A 16,889-nucleotide genomic window follows, 5' to 3' on the forward strand; every position below is an offset into this window, starting at 1 on the left:
GGGGCCTCCGGCCGCTCCGCGCGCTCTGTCGAGGAGGTGTCAGTCATGGTCTCCGTGGTGGCGGTGATGGGCGGGGTACGCGGTTCGGGCTCGTCCAGGCCCACGCCGCGCCACTGGCCGACCGGGGTGGCCCCGGTGTCGACGTCGTCGACGTTCACCCGCCGGGTGGTGTAGGGGTTGGGAACGCTCACCCTGGAGGAGGGGCGGTACCCGTTCTCGGCGGAGCCGGAGAAGGGCCCGGTGGCGGGCGGCACGGTGTCGCCGCCGCGTTCCGTCACGCCGGGCTCGGGAGAGCTCCCGGCCTTGCGCTGGCCGCTGTCCCGGTCCGACGTACGGCCGGAGTTCTGCGAGTGCGGATGCACGGGATCATGCACGGGATTTCCTTGCTGGGTCTCCGGTGAGGGGGGTTCCTGGGCTCTGACCATACGGGAGATGGCCCGACGGAACCGTCCCTCTCTTCTGGCTCCGTGCCCGTCATCCGTCGATCGTCGAGCCCCGTCCCCGCGAGGACGCGGGGCGGAACTGTCTCGCGGCGACGGCGCCTCTGCCACAATCTCGTCTCCTCGAATCAGGTGGGCGGGTCGACGGCGGCCCCGCACCACCGCCCTGACCTGGGAGGTGGCCGTCTCGGGGGCCGTGTGGGAACCCCGCGTGGCAGCCGGGGTGCCCCGTACGCCGGAGGAACGTCTCGGCGGAAGCGGAGCACCCCCGCACGAACGGGGGCCGGACGGGTACGACACCGCATCCGGCGACAAGCATCCATGCCCCCGCACAATTTCTGTACTTCCACCGAGAACCGTCGTTCGGTTCGTCAGACTAACAAAGGTCGACGGCCTTGGCAGACGAATCGGGGAAGCACCGAAAAAGCACCTGGGGGAGCACACCTGACGTGCGGGAACACCGCAGATGAGGTGCCGTGACCCCAGATGCTTTTGTGAGATTTATGAATCCCTGTCTGTTTCCGGCCAGGGGTCAGTCACCCGGTCCTCCGGCGTCACACGTCCAGGCCCGTCTGCCCCGCACGCGCGTTGACCAGCACGGACATGTTTCCCGGTGGCTGCGCGTTGTCCCGGATCATCTGGTGGGCCTCCCCGATCTCGTCGAACTCCAGGATCCTCGTCACACAGGGGTCGAGCTGGCCGCCCGCGAGGAGGTCGATCACCATCCGGCACTGCGCCGGGGAGGCGACGTGCGACCCCTGGAGACGCTTGAGCCGCATCCACAGGAAACGCAGGTCCAGGTCGGCCCGGTAGCCCGAGGTGGCTCCGCACAGGACCACCATCCCCGCGTTGTCGCACAGGTAGAGCGAGGTCGGCAGGGTGTCGGCACCGGTGTGCTCGAACACGATCCGCGGTGAGCGCCGCTCCCCCAGCTCCTCCCAGAACCGCCTGCCGAAGGCGCGGACCCCGCGCGTCCAGGCGGCGTAGGCCTGGGTGTCCTCCTCGTCGGGGACCCGTCCCCAGTGGTCGAAGTCGGTGCGCAGGATCGTGCCGACCGCGCCCAGCTCGCGGCACATCCGCGCCTTCTCCTCCGTGGAGACGACGGCGACCGGTTTGCCGCCCACCTGGCGGGCCAGTTGGATGGCCGAGCTGCCCAGGCCCCCCGCCCCTCCCCAGATGAGCACCGGGTCGCCAGGGCGGACCACGTGGGGTTCCCAGCCGAAGAGCTGGCGGTAGGCGGTGGCCGCGCTCACCAGGAAGCCGCCGACCACGTGCCAGGGCAGGTGCTCGGGCTTGCGCAGGCACTGGAAGTCGCGCACGAGGCAGAACTGGCCGAAGGAACCGAAGTTGCTCTCGTAGCCCCACGCCTGCATGCTGCGGGCGGCGATGGGGTCACGGCCCATGCGGATGTCCTCGGCGTCCACGTCCCACTGGCCGGGGAAGACGATGATGTGGTCGCCGACCTCGACGCCGTGGACCCCCTCTCCCACGGCCCAGACGACACCGGCGCCGTCGGAGCCGCCGATGTGGTAGTCCTCGGTGGCTCCGGCCTTCTCCCGCATGGAGATGACGTCGGCCGGGTGGCCCGCCGCCGCCCAGACGCCGTTGTAGTTGATGCCCGCGGCCATCGTGTAGACGAGGACGTGCCCGGGCGGGATCTCGGGCACCGGAACGATCTCGTGCGCGAAGGCGTCACGGGGCTGGCCGTAGCGCTCCCGCCGGAGGGTGAAGGCGTGCATGGTGGCGGGCACGTGGCCGGTCGGGGGGACCTCACCGAGGTCGTACAGGTCCTTGGGCATGGGGCTCCTCAGATCGGGGGTGGGCGTCCCGGGCTCTCGGGACGGTGGGGGCGTGGCTGGGAGGGTGTCCGTCCGGGGTGGTCGGGGAGGGGCCCGCGTCACCGCCCGGGCCTCCCGGAGGGGTCCGCGCGGAGTCCGCTGCCGGGGGCGCCGGTCACGTGCGCCCTCTCGGTCGCGAACGAAAACCCGAAAGGCACAACAGGGACTGACCGAATACCCGAACGGAAAGGATCGGCGTCCCACCGGCGAAGGACGGCGACGGGTTCCCGCATTCCATATGCGAAGACATCAGGAACCGAATTTCAAGGACCAAGGACCCTGGTTTTCTCCTACATTCCCCGTGATTCCCTCCCCCCGCCATTCCCAGCACCCCCTCCAGAGCAGCCCTGAGCTGGGAATACACCACTTTTCCGCCTTTTGTGAACACATGCGGACACCACAGGATCACCCTCGGGTGGCGAGGGGATGCTGACGGAGACGGATACGGGCATCCGGAAGGACGTTTCCAGCACAACGGGCGGCACTTCACCACCGCCCGCGTCATGCGGCTGAGGACTACCTTCCCACTCCCCGTACCGACACAAACGAGCACCGACCCGGCGAAGGGGAATGCGTACGCGTACGGGGGCGGAACCATACGGTTCCGCCCCCGTGATCCCTTCGCCCACCGCGCGGGATCGTCCACGTCCGGACGCGGACCGCCGGGAGGCGCGGGTCCGGACGCGCGGGACCTACCCGGCCGCCTCCAGGAGGCCCTGGATCAGCGACAGGATGACGTGGTTGTCCCGGTAGATCTGGTTCTGGGCCGCGGGGTGGTCGTCGGGGAAGGACTTCACCCGGACCCCCTCCACGGCCGGGGCCAGGTACTCGTACGTCCAGATCGGGATGCGCGGCAGGAGCTCGTTGAAGACGATCCCCATCGTCTTCAGGGCCTCCCTCTGTTCCTCCTCGGTCTGCGCGGTCTTGGCCACCTCCACGAGGGCGGCCAGGTCCACCTCGCCCTGACTGGGGCTCTCCACCCTGAGGTCGAAGGACTGGCCGGGGGCGTCCTCGGTGCCCGCGTTCTCCACGAGGAAGTTCATCTGGTAGGCACCCCAGTACTGGGGGATCTCCGGGTTGCCCCAGTGGCGCACGGCCACCTCGAAGTCACCCGCGGCCCAGATGCCCCAGGGGTTGTCCGCGGGGACGTTGCGCGCGGTCGTCTGGATACCGAAGGCGTTCCAGGCCTCCTCCACCTGGACGGCGGTCAGCTCGAAGTCGCCCCAACCCGCGACGCCGATGATCTCGTAGCTGGCCGGTTCGCCCTCCGAGGTGTGCCAGACATCGCCCTCCTTGGTCCAGCCCGCCTCCTCCAGCAGCTCGGTGGCCCGGTCCAGGTCCTGGCCGTAGTTCTGGAAGTCCGCGAGTTCCTCCTCGCTGAAGACCTGCTCGGTCTGGAGGTCGACCATCCCGGAGTAGTACTTCACCGCGGAGTAGGCCTCGCCCCGCGCCACCTGCCCGATCTGGTCGCCGTCGAGCAGGTGCGCGAGCGCCTTGCGCACCCGCACGTCCTTCAGCTCGGGCTTGGCCGCGTAGTTGAACATCAGACCGCAGCCGTCGTAGCCCGGGTGCTCGACCCACCGGAAGCCCTCGACGCTCTGGAACGCCTGCTGGTCGGCGGCGGACGTGGCCAGGGTCGAGTAGTCGATCTCGCCCTGCTGGATCAGCAGGGAGGCCTGGCGGTTGTCGCCCTTGTGGACGACCACCTCGTCGAAGTTGACCTGCTGGCCCTGGTAGCCGGTCTCCTCGCGCACCAGGGTGATCCGCGCGTCCGACATCTGGGCCTGGTCGAACGTGTACGGGCCGCTGGTGATGATGGTGTCGGGGTTGAACTCGATGAACTCGGCGTTGAACTCGTTGTGCTCCGGGTCGCCCTGGCGGACGCCGTCGGCCACCATCGCGATCGCGCGCTGCCCGAAGTCCCCGTAGGTGGACTTGGAGAAGATCCGGTGCTTGATGACCGAGAGCTCGATGCCCGGGAACGGGTCGTCGAAGCGCGCGCGGACGGTGAGGTCGTCCAGCTGCTCCAGTTCGGTGATCTGCGGGAAGCCCACCGACCAGCTGGCCGCCTCCAGAACCTGGATGGCGTAGTTCTGGTGCACGTCCTCGGCCGTCAGGTCGGTGCCGTCACTCCACTTGAGGTTGGGGCGCAGGGTGACGAGGAGGTCGTCGCCCTCCCAGACGCTGCTCTCCAGGATCAGGTACTCCCACTCGTGGGTCTCCCAGTTGTAGAAGGCGCCGGCGGGCAGGAAGAGGTCGGCGTACACCGAGTTCATCAGCAGCGCGCCGTCCTCCACGGCGACGTTGCGGGTCTGCGCGGTCAGGTCGAAGTCGAAGACGCCCGTGAACCGCGTGGCGCCGCCCGAGCCGGTGTCGCCGCCCGCGCAGGAGGACAGCACGCTGGCACCGGCGGCGCCCGCCGCGCCGAGGCCGATCGTCCGGAGCAGACGCCTGCGGCTCAGGTCCCGCGCCAGGGGGTGGGGGGTGGGAGGAGTCATTGACGCTTCCTTTCCAGTAGGACGGCGAGCAGACCGAGGGAGAGCACGACCAGGCCGATCACGACGGTGAGGGCGCTGATGACGAACTCGGCTGTGCCGGGGGAGGTGAGAACGGCCATGAGGGCGCTGGTCAGGGTGAGGAAGGCTCCGACGAGGAGTCCGAAACGGCCGACGACGAGGAGCACGGCCTCATCCCCCGTTGACGACGTGGCAGGCGAGCAGCCGGTCGCGGCCGGGCACCAGCGGCGGGCGGACGGAGTCGCAGTCGCCCTGCTCGTAGAGGGGGCAGCGCGGGTGGAAGTCGCACCCGGGCGGCAGGTCCGTCAGCTCGGGGATCTCGGAGCTGCGCAGCCGGATCCGCTCCCGGCCGTGCGCCAGGTCGGGGTCCGGCTCGCAGACGGCGTCGATGAGCGCCTTCGTGTAGGGGTGCTGGGGATCGTTGACCACGCGCGGGGTGGGTCCGTGCTCGACGACCCTGCCCAGGTACATGACGGCGATCTCGCCGTCCCAGGCGAAGTACTTGGCCACGGCCAGGTCGTGCGTGATGAACAGGAAGCCGACGCCGAGCTCGTCCCTCAGCTTCCCGAGGGTGTTGAGCAGGCTGACCCGGATGGACACGTCCAGCATCGAGGTGGACTCGTCGGCGATGATCACCTCGGGGTTCATCGCCAGGGCGCGGGCCACGGCCACGCGCTGGCGCTGGCCGCCGGACATCTGGTGCGGGTACTTGTCGAGGTGCTCCTCGGCCGGGGTGAGGTCGACCCGCTCCAGGAGTTCGGCGGTGACCCGGCGGGCCTCGCGCCTGTCCCCGACGAGCCCGTGGCGGCGCAGCCCCGCCGAGATGGTCGAGTAGACGGTGCGCACGGGGTTGAGTGAGGCGTAGGGGTCCTGGTGGATGAACTGGACCGAGCGGCGGAAATCGCTCCTCTCGCGCCGGTCCATCCCGGCGACGTCCCTGCCCCGGAAGAGCACGGAGCCCTGGGCGGGGCCGGCCAGTCCCGCGGCCATGCGGGCGCTGGTGGTCTTGCCGCAGCCGGACTCCCCGACCAGGCACAGCACCCGTCCGGGGCGCACGTCCAGGTCGACCCCGGCGACGGCGGGGACGTCGCCGCGCGGGGTGCGGAACACCTGGTGCACGCCCTGGAGGCTGAGCACCGGCGACGCGTCTCCGGGGCCCGTTCCGTGGCCGTGGGCGGGCCCGGGCCGCTGGGTGGCTGGGACGGTCCGGTCAATCACGGGTGACCCCCTCGGCGAAGAGTTCGTGGGAACGCAGGCAGGCGGCGGCGTGGCTCATCCCCTCGGGGCGGCTCCTGAGCACGTCGAGCGTGGGGCGGGTGGACCCGCACCGTTCGACCGCGTGCTTGCAGCGCGGGGCGAAGGAGCACCCCGGGGGCAGCGCGGACAGGCTGGGCGGTCCCCCGGGCAGGGACTCGGGGACCCTGAGGTCGCCGGTGACCGGGGGCACCGAGTTGATCAGCGCCGAGGTGTAGGGGTGCCGGGCGCGGTGGAAGATGTCGCGGGTGGTGCCGGTCTCGATCATCCGGCCCGCGTACATGGTGCCGACGCGGTCGGCGAGCTCGGCGGCCAGGCCCAGGTCGTGGGTGATGAAGACCATCGCGAAGCGCAGTTCCTCGCGCAGTTCCGCGAGGCGTTCGACGATGGAGCGCTGGGTGAGGATGTCCAGCGCGGTGGTGGGCTCGTCCAGGATGAGCAGCTGCGGCCTCAGGGCGAGGGCGAGCGCGATGAGGGTGCGCTGGCGCATGCCGCCGGAGAGCTCGTGGGGGAAGCTGTCCAGGACCCGTCCGGGGTCGAGCCGGACCATCCGCAGCAGCTCGGCGGAGCGTTCGAGGTGCCGTGCGCGTGACCCGCGGCCCCCGTCGTGTGCGCGGAAGGTGTCGAGGAAGTGGTCGCGCACCCGCAGCACGGGGTTGAAGGCGTTCATGGCGCCCTGGAAGACCATGGCGGCCTCGTTCCATCGGAAGCGGCGCAGGTCCTCGCGGGCGAGGGTGCGCACGTCGACGAGGCGGCCGTCCTTGCGGCGGAAGAGGACCTCTCCCGCGGAGACGACGCCGGTGCGCGGGAGCAGCCGGAGCAGGCCCAGACCGAGGGTGGTCTTGCCGCAGCCGGACTCCCCGACCAGGGCCATGGACTGGCCGGGGTGGAGGTCGAAGGAGACGTCGCGGACCGCGGTGACCTGCTTCCTGCGGCCGGTGCGGTAGCCCACGTCGACACCGCGGACGGAGAGCAGGGGCCCCTCGGCGGGTGGCGTGGCGGCGATGTGGTCGGTCACGGTGGCTCACCTGTCCCGGAGTCGTGGGTTGAGGGCCTGCTCCAGGGACCGGGTCATGGTGACCAGTCCGATCTGGAAGAGCATGATCATCACCATCGGGGCGATGAGGAAGGGCGCGGCCTGGGGCAGGAGGAACGCGTTGTTGTTCCAGGCCTGCTGGATCATCAGGCCCCAGTTGTCGGAGGTGCTGGGCAGCAGGCCGAGCAGGTACATGCCGACCACGGCGTAGATCGCGTTGGTGACGGCGATGATGAAGTTGATGAAGATGTAGCCCGCCATGTTGGGCAGCACCTCGACGAAGAGGATGCGCGCGGTGCCCAGGTCCTGGAGCCGGGCGGCCTCGACGAACTCGCGTTCCCTGAGCGTGAGCACCTGGGCGCGGATGGAGCGCATGAGGTAGGGCCAGGTGACCAGACCGATGATGAAGGAGACCACCAGCGGCGAGGAGGTGCTGTAGAACGACGCGATGACCAGCATCAGGACGATGAACGGGATGGTCATCGTGACGTCGGTGAGCTGGAGCAGGAAGTGGTCGACGCGTCCGCGCACGTATCCGGCGACTCCGCCGAGGACGACGGCGATGGCCACGGTGATCAGGGCGGCGGCGAAGCCGACCAGGATGGGTTCGCGTCCGCCCAGCACGAGCTGGGTGAAGGTGTCCTTGCCCTGGTGGTTGGTGCCGAGCCAGTGCTCGGAGGTGATCGGTCCCCAGATCGCGGTGACGTCGGTGGGGTTGTGGTGGTCGATGATCAGCGGCCCCACGAAGGAGAAGAGCAGGACGCCGATGACCAGGCAGAGGCCGACGAACCCGCTGGTGCTGCGGGTGATGCCCTGCCAGATGGCGCCCCAGACCCCGGGGGCTGCGGTGGTGTTGACGGCCATTCCGGTTGGCTCCTACGCGCGGATACGCGGGTCGAGGCGGCTGTAGAGCAGGTCGGCGACGAGGTTGGCGGCCACCACGCACGTGGTGATGATGACGAGCAGTCCCTGGAGGAGCGGGTAGTCGCGGTAGTTGACGGCGTCCAGGAGCAGACCGCCGACGCCCTTGTAGACCAGGACCTGCTCGACGAAGATCGCGCCGCCGACGAGGGTGCCGAAGGAGATGGCGATCTGGGCGACCAGGGGCAGGACCGCGTTGCGCCCGACGTAGGAGACGGCGATGCGGTGGTCGCGCAGCCCGCGGGCCCGGGCGACGGTCACGTAGTCCTCGCTGAGCACCTCGGTGGTGGAGGCCTTCATGATGAGCATCCAGGTGCCGATGATCGCGAGTACGTAGGTGAGGATCGGCAGGCCCGCGTGGTAGAGGGCGTCACCGACGAACTCCGCGGTGAGACCGGGCTGGACGCCGGGGCTGGTCGTGCCGCGCAGGTCGATGGGGTCGAACCACCCCAGGTACATGCCGCCGCCGAAGACCAGGGCCATCGCGATGAGGTAGTTGGGGATGGCGCCCAGGACCGAGGCGAGGACGCTGAGCACGTGGTCCAGGAAGCGGTTGCGCCGGTAGGCCATCACCATGCCGAGGGCCAGACCGAGGACGATGGCGATGACGGTGCCGACGCCGATGCTGAACAGGGTCCAGGGCAGGTAGGCGCCGATCGTGTCCATGACGGTGAAGCCGGGCCGGGTGATGGTCTCGCCGAGGTCGAGGGTGACCAGGCCGACCATGAAGTCCCACCACTGCTGGTACAGCGGGGCGTCGGGATCGTAGGCCAGCGAGTTCATCGCGATGACGCGGGCCTCCTCCATCGACATGCCGCCCTGCGTGAGGCGTCCCGCCATCACGTCGATCGGGTCGCCGGGCATGGCGCGGGCGAGGAGGAAGGTCACGTTGGCGACGACGAACACCACGACGACGGCCTTGCGGGCCTTGACGAGGGCGTGGTGGCGCCAGATCCGGAGGGGCAGGGAGGAGGGCGCGTCGGTGCGGGCCGGCGCGCGCTTCCCGGAGTGCGGCGGTGGGGAGGCCGCGATGTCGGTGGCCACGGGGCTCCTTAGGGAGGTACGGCAGGGGAACTCCGTTTTTATTAGGAAAGTTTCCTAATAGAGGATTCACCGTAGCCCGTCCCCTGTGGTCCAGACCACCTTCGTGACCAAACGGCGTCTTACGCGCGACATGATCGGCATCACAAAACGAACAAAAATCGATAAACCGGCACATAAGTACGCCCAAGAGATGGCCGCATCCGGCCACTTCCGCACACACATGACTTTTGTTGGTGTTGTGGCCACTCGGGCGATTCGTACGGTTGCGTCTCCGATGTACGTGACCCCGCTCCCCCATCCCCCAGAGCGGGCCGAGAACGCGGAGGCGACCCCCGTGCGCACAGCACGCGCGACCACCATGGCCTCGGGTGTCCTCGTGACAGCCCTGGCCGCGTCCCTCGCGGCGGCCTCCCCGGCCGCCGCCGACCCCCAGGACTCCCCCGCCACCGATCCCGCACTCGCCGAGTTCCACGACCAGGAACTGGAGTGGGCGCCCTGCACGGAGGAGGCGCTCCAGGGCCTGGAGTGCGCCGACGTCGAGGTCCCGCTCGACTACTCCGACCCCGACGGTGAGCGCATCACCGTGGCCATCAGCCGCGCGCGGGCCAGCGACCCCGAGCGGCGGCGCGGCATCCTGCTCACCAACCCCGGAGGCCCGGGCGGGCACGGGCGCTACATGCCCCTTCCGCTGGACCCGCGGACGGGCACCGGGTTCCTCGGCACCACGCGGGCAGCCGAGGTGTACGACGTCATCGGCATGGACCCGCGCGGCACCGGCGGCTCCTCACCCCGGATCGTCTGCGAGGCCACGCCCCCGCCCCTGTACCCGCGCCCGACCGACGCGGAGATCTCCGACGCCACCCGGGCCGCGATCACCTACCAGCGCTCCTGCGAGCAGGAGTACGGCGACCTGCTCACGCACATGACCACCGCCAACACCGCCCGGGACATGGATGTCATCCGGGCCGCGCTGGGCGAGGAGAAGCTCAACTACCTGGGCTACTCCTACGGCACCTACCTGGGCGCGGTCTACGGCAGCCTGTTCCCCGAGCGGCTGGACCGCAGCGTGCTGGACTCGGCGGTGGGCCCCGACGGCATCTGGCGCGACGTCTTCCTGGGCCAGGCACCCGCCTACAGCGCCAACATGGACCGGTACACCGCGTGGCTCGCGGAGCACGACGACGCCTTCGGGTTCGGGACGACGCGGGAGGAGGTGTACGCGACCATCGACGCGGCCTCCGCACGACTGCGCGAGGAGCCGAGCCAGGAGCACCCCGCGGTGGAGCTCTACGACAACCACATGTTCGACATGGAGGTGGGCTACCACTCACGCTTCCAGTACGCCTGGGACGTCTACGGCACCTACCTGTGGTTCCTCGTCAACGACCAGCCCGTGCCCGAGGAGTTCGCGGCGCTCAGCCTCTTCGCCCCGGTCGAGCGGGAGACCTCCACCGTCGGCCTCCAGACGGCGGTCCTGTGCGAGGCGGAGTGGCCCGACCGCGTCAGCCGGTACCACGCGGACGCGCGGGAGTACCGGGAGGAGCACCCGTACGGAAGCGGTGCCTTCTGGGCCGTTCCCCAACCGTGCACCTTCGGCACCCTCGACCAGCCCGAGCCCCCGGTGGAGCTGGAGCGCGACGGCTACGCCGAGGCCCTGGTCATCGCCGGTGAGTTCGACGCCAACACCTACTACGAGGGTGGTGTGGCCATGGCCGAGCGGTTGGACAGCGCCCTGCTCACCGTCGCGGGTTCCGGTGGACACGGCTTCTACCTTCCCGGCGTCGCCGGGGGCCTGGACTGCGTGGTCGACGCGGTGGACGCCTACCTGGTGGAGGGGAGGAGCCCCGAGGACCTCACCTGCCAGGGCCGTCCTCCGGCGGAGATGGCCCCGGAGGTGCTGACCGAGGCCGAGCCGGAGCTGGAGTCCGAGGAGTTCGCACCCCTGAGGCACGAGTCCGTTCCGAGCGCCCTGGGGATCTGACCCCGTCAACGGCGACGGCCCACACCACCGGAAGGGGTGGTGTGGGCCGTTTCGCGCGTCTACGGGGGAGGGGTATCGCCGCTTCCCGGACCCGCCGTGGGGGCAAGGGCCACGGTACGACGTCACCGGGTTCGCGGTCACCCGACCGGGTGGCCGCGGACGACGGCCGGTGCGGCCGCGTCGTGCGCGCTCACCGGGGAGTTCCCTAGTAGGCCGAGCCCTCCAGCGAGCCGGTGACCTGAGTGTCCGGTTCGTAGATCAGGCAGAGGACCTCGCGGTCGTTGAGCCGGGTCCAGCCGTCCTCGGTGGGGGTCAACTGCGTGTGGTACAGAGCGGATTCCGGGTAGGGGATACCGACGAACCCATCGAACGCGTCGCGGCAGATGCCCTCGGCCATCTGGTTGACCTGGTCATCGCCCGGGTACTCGGACGCCTGGATGTCCTCCGCGTGGTAGACCTCGTAGTCGTGCGGCTCCGAGCAGTCGATCTTGGGCACCTCGGAGACCCCATCCGACGAGCTGCTCATCTCGTTCAGGCAGTCGCCGACGGTGAGGGAGAAGACGTCCGCGTCCTCGGGACCGGCGGGCTGGTCCGTCTCGGTCTCCACGGGCTCGGTGGTCTCCGTCCCGGTGGTCGGCGCGGCGGTGTCCGTGGGCTCCGGAGCGACGGTCTCACCACCGCCGCCGGTGAGGGCGGGGGGAAGCAGGGGCAGGCCGCAGCCGGTGGCGGCCAGGGTGGTGGCGCCGACGGCCAGGGTCCCGAGGACGACACGACCGAAGAGGGGACGGCGCGTTGCGAACATGAAGACTCCACTGGATCGTTAGGTGTTCATGCCGACGTGGGGGATGGAATCGGCGACAACTATCCAGATGCATGGGACCCACGGAAGGTTTCACCCCAGGTCTGGACGAATCAGATTTTTGTGTGACCTGGGTACTGCGCGACGCGTGTTTCCCCAGGTAAGGGATGCGAGAGAAGGCGAAGGCGGGACAAGGCCTCCGCGGGCCCGGGAGGGTCAGCGGTTGGCGCCCGCAAGGGTGCCGGTGACCATGTCCCCGGTCTCGGAGGTGGTGACGTAGCAGAGGATCTCGCGGTCGTTCATCTGCTCCCAGCCCTCCTGGGTCGGGGTCAGGAAATAGGCGAAGATCTCCGACTCGGCGTAGGTGACGCCGATGAAGTTGACGAAGTTCTCACCTCGGCAGACCTCCTGCGCCTCCGTGGAGACGGCTTCGTCACCCGGGTACTCGCCGTCCGCCATCTCGTGGGAGTAGAAGATCTCCGAGTCGTGCTCCTGGGCACAGTCGACCAGCGGAATCTCGCTGACCTCCTCGGACATCGAGGTGCCCATCTGGGCCTCGATGAAGCAGTCGCCGACGCCGAGCTGCATCACGTTGTTCTCACCCGAACCACTGGCGCCGCCGGCGGCACCGGCGATGGCGGACACGATGGCGCCGCANACACGGATCCCACGGCGAGTGCCGACACACCGGCTGTGCGCAGGAGGGGGGAGAGTTTCGACATGGGGATACTCCGAAAGTTACTCATGGTGATCGCCACGGGGAGAAGGGTGGCGAGACGATAACGATTCACTACCTGGGGGTTTATGTCAATCTGATCTGTGACGGCAACGAAGGGCAAAGACATCACCACCCTCCGCACCCACAGTTTTTCCGGTCCGCACTCCATCCTGGAGGTCGTGGGTGTGGACCAGCAGATCAGATGCCCGCGACGGTCTTCCGGTTTCACATGTCCGCGCTGTTTTCTCTCCGACCGTTACGGAAAGTGACACCTCGTACGCACGGAAATCCGGGAACCCGGCTCTGGTGGGGGTTCCCGTTCACTCCGGGTCGGTCACCCACCGTGATAATGATCCGAAAGGACACCGTCGAACCGCCGGAACGGGGTGCGCGGGAGCGGAGGGATTCACCGAGAATTTCCCCGGAAAGCACGAAGGCCCGGTCGTGACCGACCGGACCCTCGTCCTGTGTGCGTCATCAGGGACTCGAACCCCGGACCCGCTGATTAAGAGTCAGCTGCTCTGACCAACTGAGCTAATGACGCCTGTGTTCACCGCCCGGCCTCTCGGCCTCGGCGACGTGTTCAACTCTACCGGACTCGCGGAGTGCTCCAGAACCGAAACGGCCTGGTGTGGTGCACGCCACCGGGCGCGCCCGGGCCGGACACGGGAACGGCCCCGGGGAGGAAGCGTCCTCGCCCGGGGCCGTCGCGTTGTGCGCCATCAGGGACTCGAACCCCGGACCCGCTGATTAAGAGTCAGCTGCTCTGACCAACTGAGCTAATGGCGCCCGTCGCCCACCGGGGCTGGTCTCGGGGACCGCGCCCTGGCGACGGCCCCAACTCTAGCAGGACGTCAGGGGGCCCGCGAACCGTTTCCGGACCGGCCGGGGCCGGTCCAGCACCGTGCGGTCCCACGGGAGGGGCTGCCCTAGGCGAAGGCCAGGACCAGCGCGACGATGATGGCGATGACCAGGAGCACGCCGACACCCGCCAGCACGAGCGGCATGATCGGGCGGCGCGCGGGCTCCTCGGGGGCCGGGTTCTCGTCGACGAAGCGGCGGAAGTGCTGGGTGGTCCCCGCAGGGTCCATGTTGGGCTCGTTGTTCTGTGTCATGGGGTTGACACTAGCGACTCATGTGAGTGATGAGGACCCCCGTGGTCATATCCATCCCATCCCACGACCCGCTCTTGGTTCTCTTCCCCGCCGTGCGCTGGGACAACGCTCTCCGTGTTCCGGCGCACACCCCCGCCAACGGTCGGGAAACCACTTCTCACCTCGGTGAAAGCCGAACGTAAGACCCCTGTTCGACACTCGTGTCGGGAGGGTGGGACGCGGCCGGTACTTCCCCGCGGCCGTTTCGCGCCTCCCCGGGCCCGGCGCGCAGCACAGCGGCCATCCGGGCCGTGGGCGTGCTCCCGCGCGCCGGGTCCACCCCCTCCAGGCGACGCACCAGCTCGGCGGCGGACCGGTCGGGGTGGGTGTCGAGCCAGACCACCGCCATCCGCAGCGGCAGGGGCAGGTATCCGGCGAGGTGGGCGATGCGGCGCAGCGCCCGTTCCGCGCCCCGGTCCTGTCCCGCCTGCGTGCGCAGCAGGTCCATCGCCGCGCCGGGGGTCAGCGGTCCCACCGGCAGGGACCGCAGACCGTCGCGCACCAGCAGGTCGGTCAGCCAGTACCGGCTGGTGACCACCGCCGCGCAGCCGGGGCTCCCGGGCAGCAGGGGGCGTACCTGGCGGACCGAGGCCGCGTTGTCCAGGACCAGCAGGACACGTCGGCGGGCCAGGAGCGTGCGGACGCGCGCGGCCGACTCCCCGGTGTCCATGGTCTCGGTGCCTCGGGCGCCGGTGGACAGGGAGCGCACCAGGCGGCGCAGCACCTCGGCCGGGTCGCGCGGGGTCCCGTCCTCACCGCGGAGGTCGACGTAGAGCTGTCCGTCGGGGAAGTGGGCCGCGACCGCGTGCGCCCAGCTCAGGACGAGTGCGCTGGCGCCCGCACCGGCGGGGCCGCGCACCAGGGCGCCGCCGGGTGCGGTGCCGCACGGGTCGACCAACCGGTCCAGTTCGGTCAGGGCCTCGTCACGGCCCACCAGGACGGCGGGCGCGGCGGGGAGTTCGGCCGGAGCGAGGGCGGCCGACACCCGCGCGGGCGCGTGGACCGGACCGCCGCCCGTGTCAGCGGCCTCGCCCCGCCGGTTCTCCCCCGTCCCCGCGGGCTCCGCGCCGGTGCCCGGCGGGTCGCCTGCTCCGGTGTCCGGTTCGGCGCCCGGCCGGGTTCCCCGTTCGGTGGTGCCGGGGCCGGTGTGGGAGCGGGCCTCCACGGAGGCGCGCTGGCGCGGGACGCGGGTGCGCGGGGCGCGGTCGGGACCGTGGTCGAGGTCGCCGCGCAGGATGCCGTGGAAGGTCTCCTGGAGTTCGCGCCCGGGGTCCGCCCCCAGGTGCCTGGCCAGCGTGTCCCGGGTGCGGGCGTACACGCGCAGGGCCTCGCTGGGGCGCCCGCTGCGGTAGAGGGCGGTCATCTGGACGCGGATGAGGGGTTCGCGTTCGGGGTGGTCGGTGGCGATGGGGCCGATCTGGTCGGCCACCCGTTCGTGGTCGCCGCGGGCCAGGGCGGCGCCGAACCCCTCCTCGGCGGCCCGGAGGAGTTCCTCGTTCAGGGCGGGGACGTCGCGCTCGTGCAGGACGGGGCTGACGATGTCGGCCAGGACGGGGCCCCGCCACAGCCCCAGCGCGCGGATGATCAGGTCGGCCCGGAGGGAGGGGTCCACGGCGGTGCCGTCCTCGGGTTCCTCGGAACCGCCGGGATCGTCGGTCTGGTTGTCGGCCCGGTTGTCGGAGGCCGTCCGGGCCGCCTCGTCGGCGCGGCGGACCAGGGAGCGGAAGCGCAGCAGGTCGCACTGCTCCTCGGTGAGGTCGACCCGGTAGCCTCCGTCGCCGCCCGTGATGAGCGGGGTGCCGCAGTGCTGGTCGAGGATGGCCCGGAGGCGGGTCACGTGCACCTGGAGGGCGCTGCGCGCGGAAGGGGCGGGCGGGGTCTCCCAGACCCGTTCGATGAGGTACCCGGTGGGGACGGTGCGTCCGGTGTTGAGTAGGAGCGTGGCGAGCAGAGCACGGCGCTTGTCACCGCGCAGGCGCAGCGGAACCCCGTCCATCTCGACGCCGAACTGCCCGAGCAGTCCGACACGGAGCCCGCGGGCGGCACGTCCGGCCGCGCCCTCGCGGGCCTGGGCGGCCGTGTCGCGCCACCGCCTCGCCGGGTCGCTCAGCGACACAGCACATCCCCCCTGCGGAGCGCGCGTGCGAGCAGGTGGACCGCGGCGCCCCCTTGGCCCCAAGGGTGCCGTCTGAGCTGGGATATCGCAATCAGGCCCCCGCCACTTGCCGCTGCGGCCGTCCCTTGGAATCCTGGATTCTCCCGCTTTTTCCCATCCCTTCGTTGACTCTTCACCACGACCGAAAGAAACTTTCCTCCATGGCGGAAATTCCGAAGCCTGCGGGCGACCGAGCGGGGACGGGCGACGTCTCCGCGCCGCCCGTCCCCACGACGGTGCTGCGCATCCGGTCGTTGCTGCCCTCCCTCGCGCCCGCCGAACGGCGGGTCGCCCAGCACGTCGTCGACGACCCCGAGCGGGCCGCCGCCTCCTCCATCACCCAGCTCGCCAAGGACTGCGCCACCTCCGAGGCCACGGTGATCCGGTTCTGCCGCACCATCGACTTCAGCGGCTACCGGGAACTGCGGCTGGCCCTGGCCACCGAGGCGGGGCAGGCGCGGGGCGCCCGCTCCGGGTCGCCGGAGCTGTCGAGCGACATCAACCCCGACGACACCCTCGTCACGGTGGTCCAGAAGATCGCCTACACCGACGCACGCGCGGTGGAGGAGACCGGCGCCTCCCTGGACACCGAGGTGCTGCGCACGGTCATCGACACGATGGCGGGCGCGCGGCGCATCGACGTGTACGGGGTGGGTGCGAGCGCGTTCGTCGGCGCCGACCTCCAGCAGAAGCTGCACCGGATCGGCCTGACCTCGTTCGCGTGGTCGGACGCGCACGTGATGCTGACCAGCGCGGCGCTGCTGGACGAGCGCGACGTGGCGATCGGCATCTCCCACAGCGGAACGACCATAGACACGGTGCAGGCGCTGTCGGAGGCGGGCAGGCGGGGCGCGCGGACCGTCGCCATCACCAACTTCCCCCGGTCGTCGATCGGGTTCGCCGACCACGTGCTGACCACCGCGGCCCGCGAGACCACCTTCCGGTCGGGGGCCACGGCGAGCAGGCTCGCCCAGCTGACCGTGGTGGACTGCCTGTTCGTGGGACTGGCGCAGAGCCGCTACACCGACAGCCG

General features: G+C 70.2%; 13 protein-coding genes, 2 tRNA genes and 1 pseudogene. 2 read left to right on the plus strand and 14 right to left on the minus strand.

Annotation, left to right across the window (positions count from 1 at the left end):
- The 8 genes and pseudogenes from D455_RS29535 to D455_RS0106965 form a co-directional block, all read right to left on the minus strand.
- A pseudogene (locus tag D455_RS29535) lies at nucleotides 1–374 on the minus strand (ATP-binding protein); the annotation flags it as partial.
- A gap of 620 nt (nucleotides 375–994) precedes the next feature.
- A complete protein-coding gene (ccrA, locus tag D455_RS0106935; protein ID WP_017570024.1) occupies nucleotides 995–2,239 on the minus strand; it encodes a crotonyl-CoA carboxylase/reductase in 1,245 nt (414 codons plus the stop codon).
- 731 nt (nucleotides 2,240–2,970) lie between these two features.
- A complete protein-coding gene (locus tag D455_RS0106940; RefSeq protein ID WP_017570025.1) occupies nucleotides 2,971–4,776 on the minus strand; it encodes an ABC transporter substrate-binding protein in 1,806 nt (601 codons plus the stop codon).
- A complete protein-coding gene (locus D455_RS0106945) occupies nucleotides 4,773–4,961 on the minus strand; it encodes a hypothetical protein (protein ID WP_017570026.1) in 189 nt (62 codons plus the stop codon). The genes D455_RS0106940 and D455_RS0106945 overlap by 4 nt, the downstream gene beginning before the upstream one ends.
- 4 nt (nucleotides 4,962–4,965) lie before the next feature.
- The gene (locus D455_RS0106950; protein ID WP_026122394.1) at nucleotides 4,966–6,012 is read right to left on the minus strand and encodes an ABC transporter ATP-binding protein; all 1,047 of its coding nucleotides are present in this window, start codon (nucleotides 6,010–6,012) and stop codon (nucleotides 4,966–4,968) included.
- Nucleotides 6,005–7,066 (minus strand): ABC transporter ATP-binding protein, encoded by a 1,062-nt coding sequence (locus tag D455_RS0106955; RefSeq protein ID WP_017570028.1) that lies wholly within the window; start codon nucleotides 7,064–7,066, stop codon nucleotides 6,005–6,007. Before D455_RS0106955 ends, D455_RS0106950 begins: the two co-directional genes overlap by 8 nt.
- Before the next feature lie 6 nt (nucleotides 7,067–7,072).
- Nucleotides 7,073–7,948, minus strand: coding sequence for an ABC transporter permease (locus D455_RS0106960; RefSeq protein WP_017570029.1), 876 nt, complete (start codon nucleotides 7,946–7,948; stop codon nucleotides 7,073–7,075).
- 12 nt (nucleotides 7,949–7,960) lie between these two features.
- The gene (locus D455_RS0106965; RefSeq protein ID WP_017570030.1) at nucleotides 7,961–9,049 is read right to left on the minus strand and encodes an ABC transporter permease; all 1,089 of its coding nucleotides are present in this window, start codon (nucleotides 9,047–9,049) and stop codon (nucleotides 7,961–7,963) included.
- A gap of 334 nt (nucleotides 9,050–9,383) precedes the next feature.
- Here D455_RS0106965 and D455_RS0106970 point away from each other — a divergent pair, with 334 nt between their 5' ends.
- The gene (locus D455_RS0106970) at nucleotides 9,384–11,030 is read left to right on the plus strand and encodes an alpha/beta fold hydrolase (protein WP_026122395.1); all 1,647 of its coding nucleotides are present in this window, start codon (nucleotides 9,384–9,386) and stop codon (nucleotides 11,028–11,030) included.
- A 205-nt stretch (nucleotides 11,031–11,235) separates the two neighbouring features.
- On the opposite strand, the gene D455_RS0106975 is transcribed toward D455_RS0106970, so the two are convergent.
- From D455_RS0106975 to D455_RS0107000, 6 genes are all read right to left on the minus strand, one after another.
- Complete coding sequence (locus tag D455_RS0106975; RefSeq protein ID WP_017570032.1) at nucleotides 11,236–11,832, minus strand: septum formation family protein; 597 nt, start codon at nucleotides 11,830–11,832, stop codon at nucleotides 11,236–11,238.
- Between the two features lie 213 nt (nucleotides 11,833–12,045).
- The gene (locus D455_RS29540; protein WP_017570033.1) at nucleotides 12,046–12,474 is read right to left on the minus strand and encodes a septum formation family protein; all 429 of its coding nucleotides are present in this window, start codon (nucleotides 12,472–12,474) and stop codon (nucleotides 12,046–12,048) included.
- 543 nt (nucleotides 12,475–13,017) lie between these two features.
- Nucleotides 13,018–13,091: transfer RNA gene (locus D455_RS0106985), tRNA-Lys, on the minus strand.
- Between the two features lie 171 nt (nucleotides 13,092–13,262).
- Nucleotides 13,263–13,336, minus strand: a tRNA-Lys gene (locus D455_RS0106990).
- Between the two features lie 140 nt (nucleotides 13,337–13,476).
- Nucleotides 13,477–13,662 (minus strand): hypothetical protein, encoded by a 186-nt coding sequence (locus tag D455_RS0106995; RefSeq protein WP_017570034.1) that lies wholly within the window; start codon nucleotides 13,660–13,662, stop codon nucleotides 13,477–13,479.
- Nucleotides 13,663–13,819: 157 nt separating this feature from the next.
- On the minus strand, nucleotides 13,820–15,817 hold the full coding sequence (locus D455_RS0107000; protein WP_017570035.1) for an AfsR/SARP family transcriptional regulator: 1,998 nt from the start codon (nucleotides 15,815–15,817) through the stop codon (nucleotides 13,820–13,822).
- Nucleotides 15,818–16,017: 200 nt separating this feature from the next.
- Between D455_RS0107000 and D455_RS0107005 the strand changes: the two genes are divergently transcribed.
- Nucleotides 16,018–16,889 (plus strand): MurR/RpiR family transcriptional regulator (locus D455_RS0107005; RefSeq protein WP_040684619.1); only part of this gene is annotated, 872 nt, incomplete at its 3' end.

Source organism: Nocardiopsis halotolerans DSM 44410, assembly GCF_000341065.1.
GTDB classification, from domain to species: Bacteria; Actinomycetota; Actinomycetes; order Streptosporangiales; family Streptosporangiaceae; genus Nocardiopsis; species Nocardiopsis halotolerans.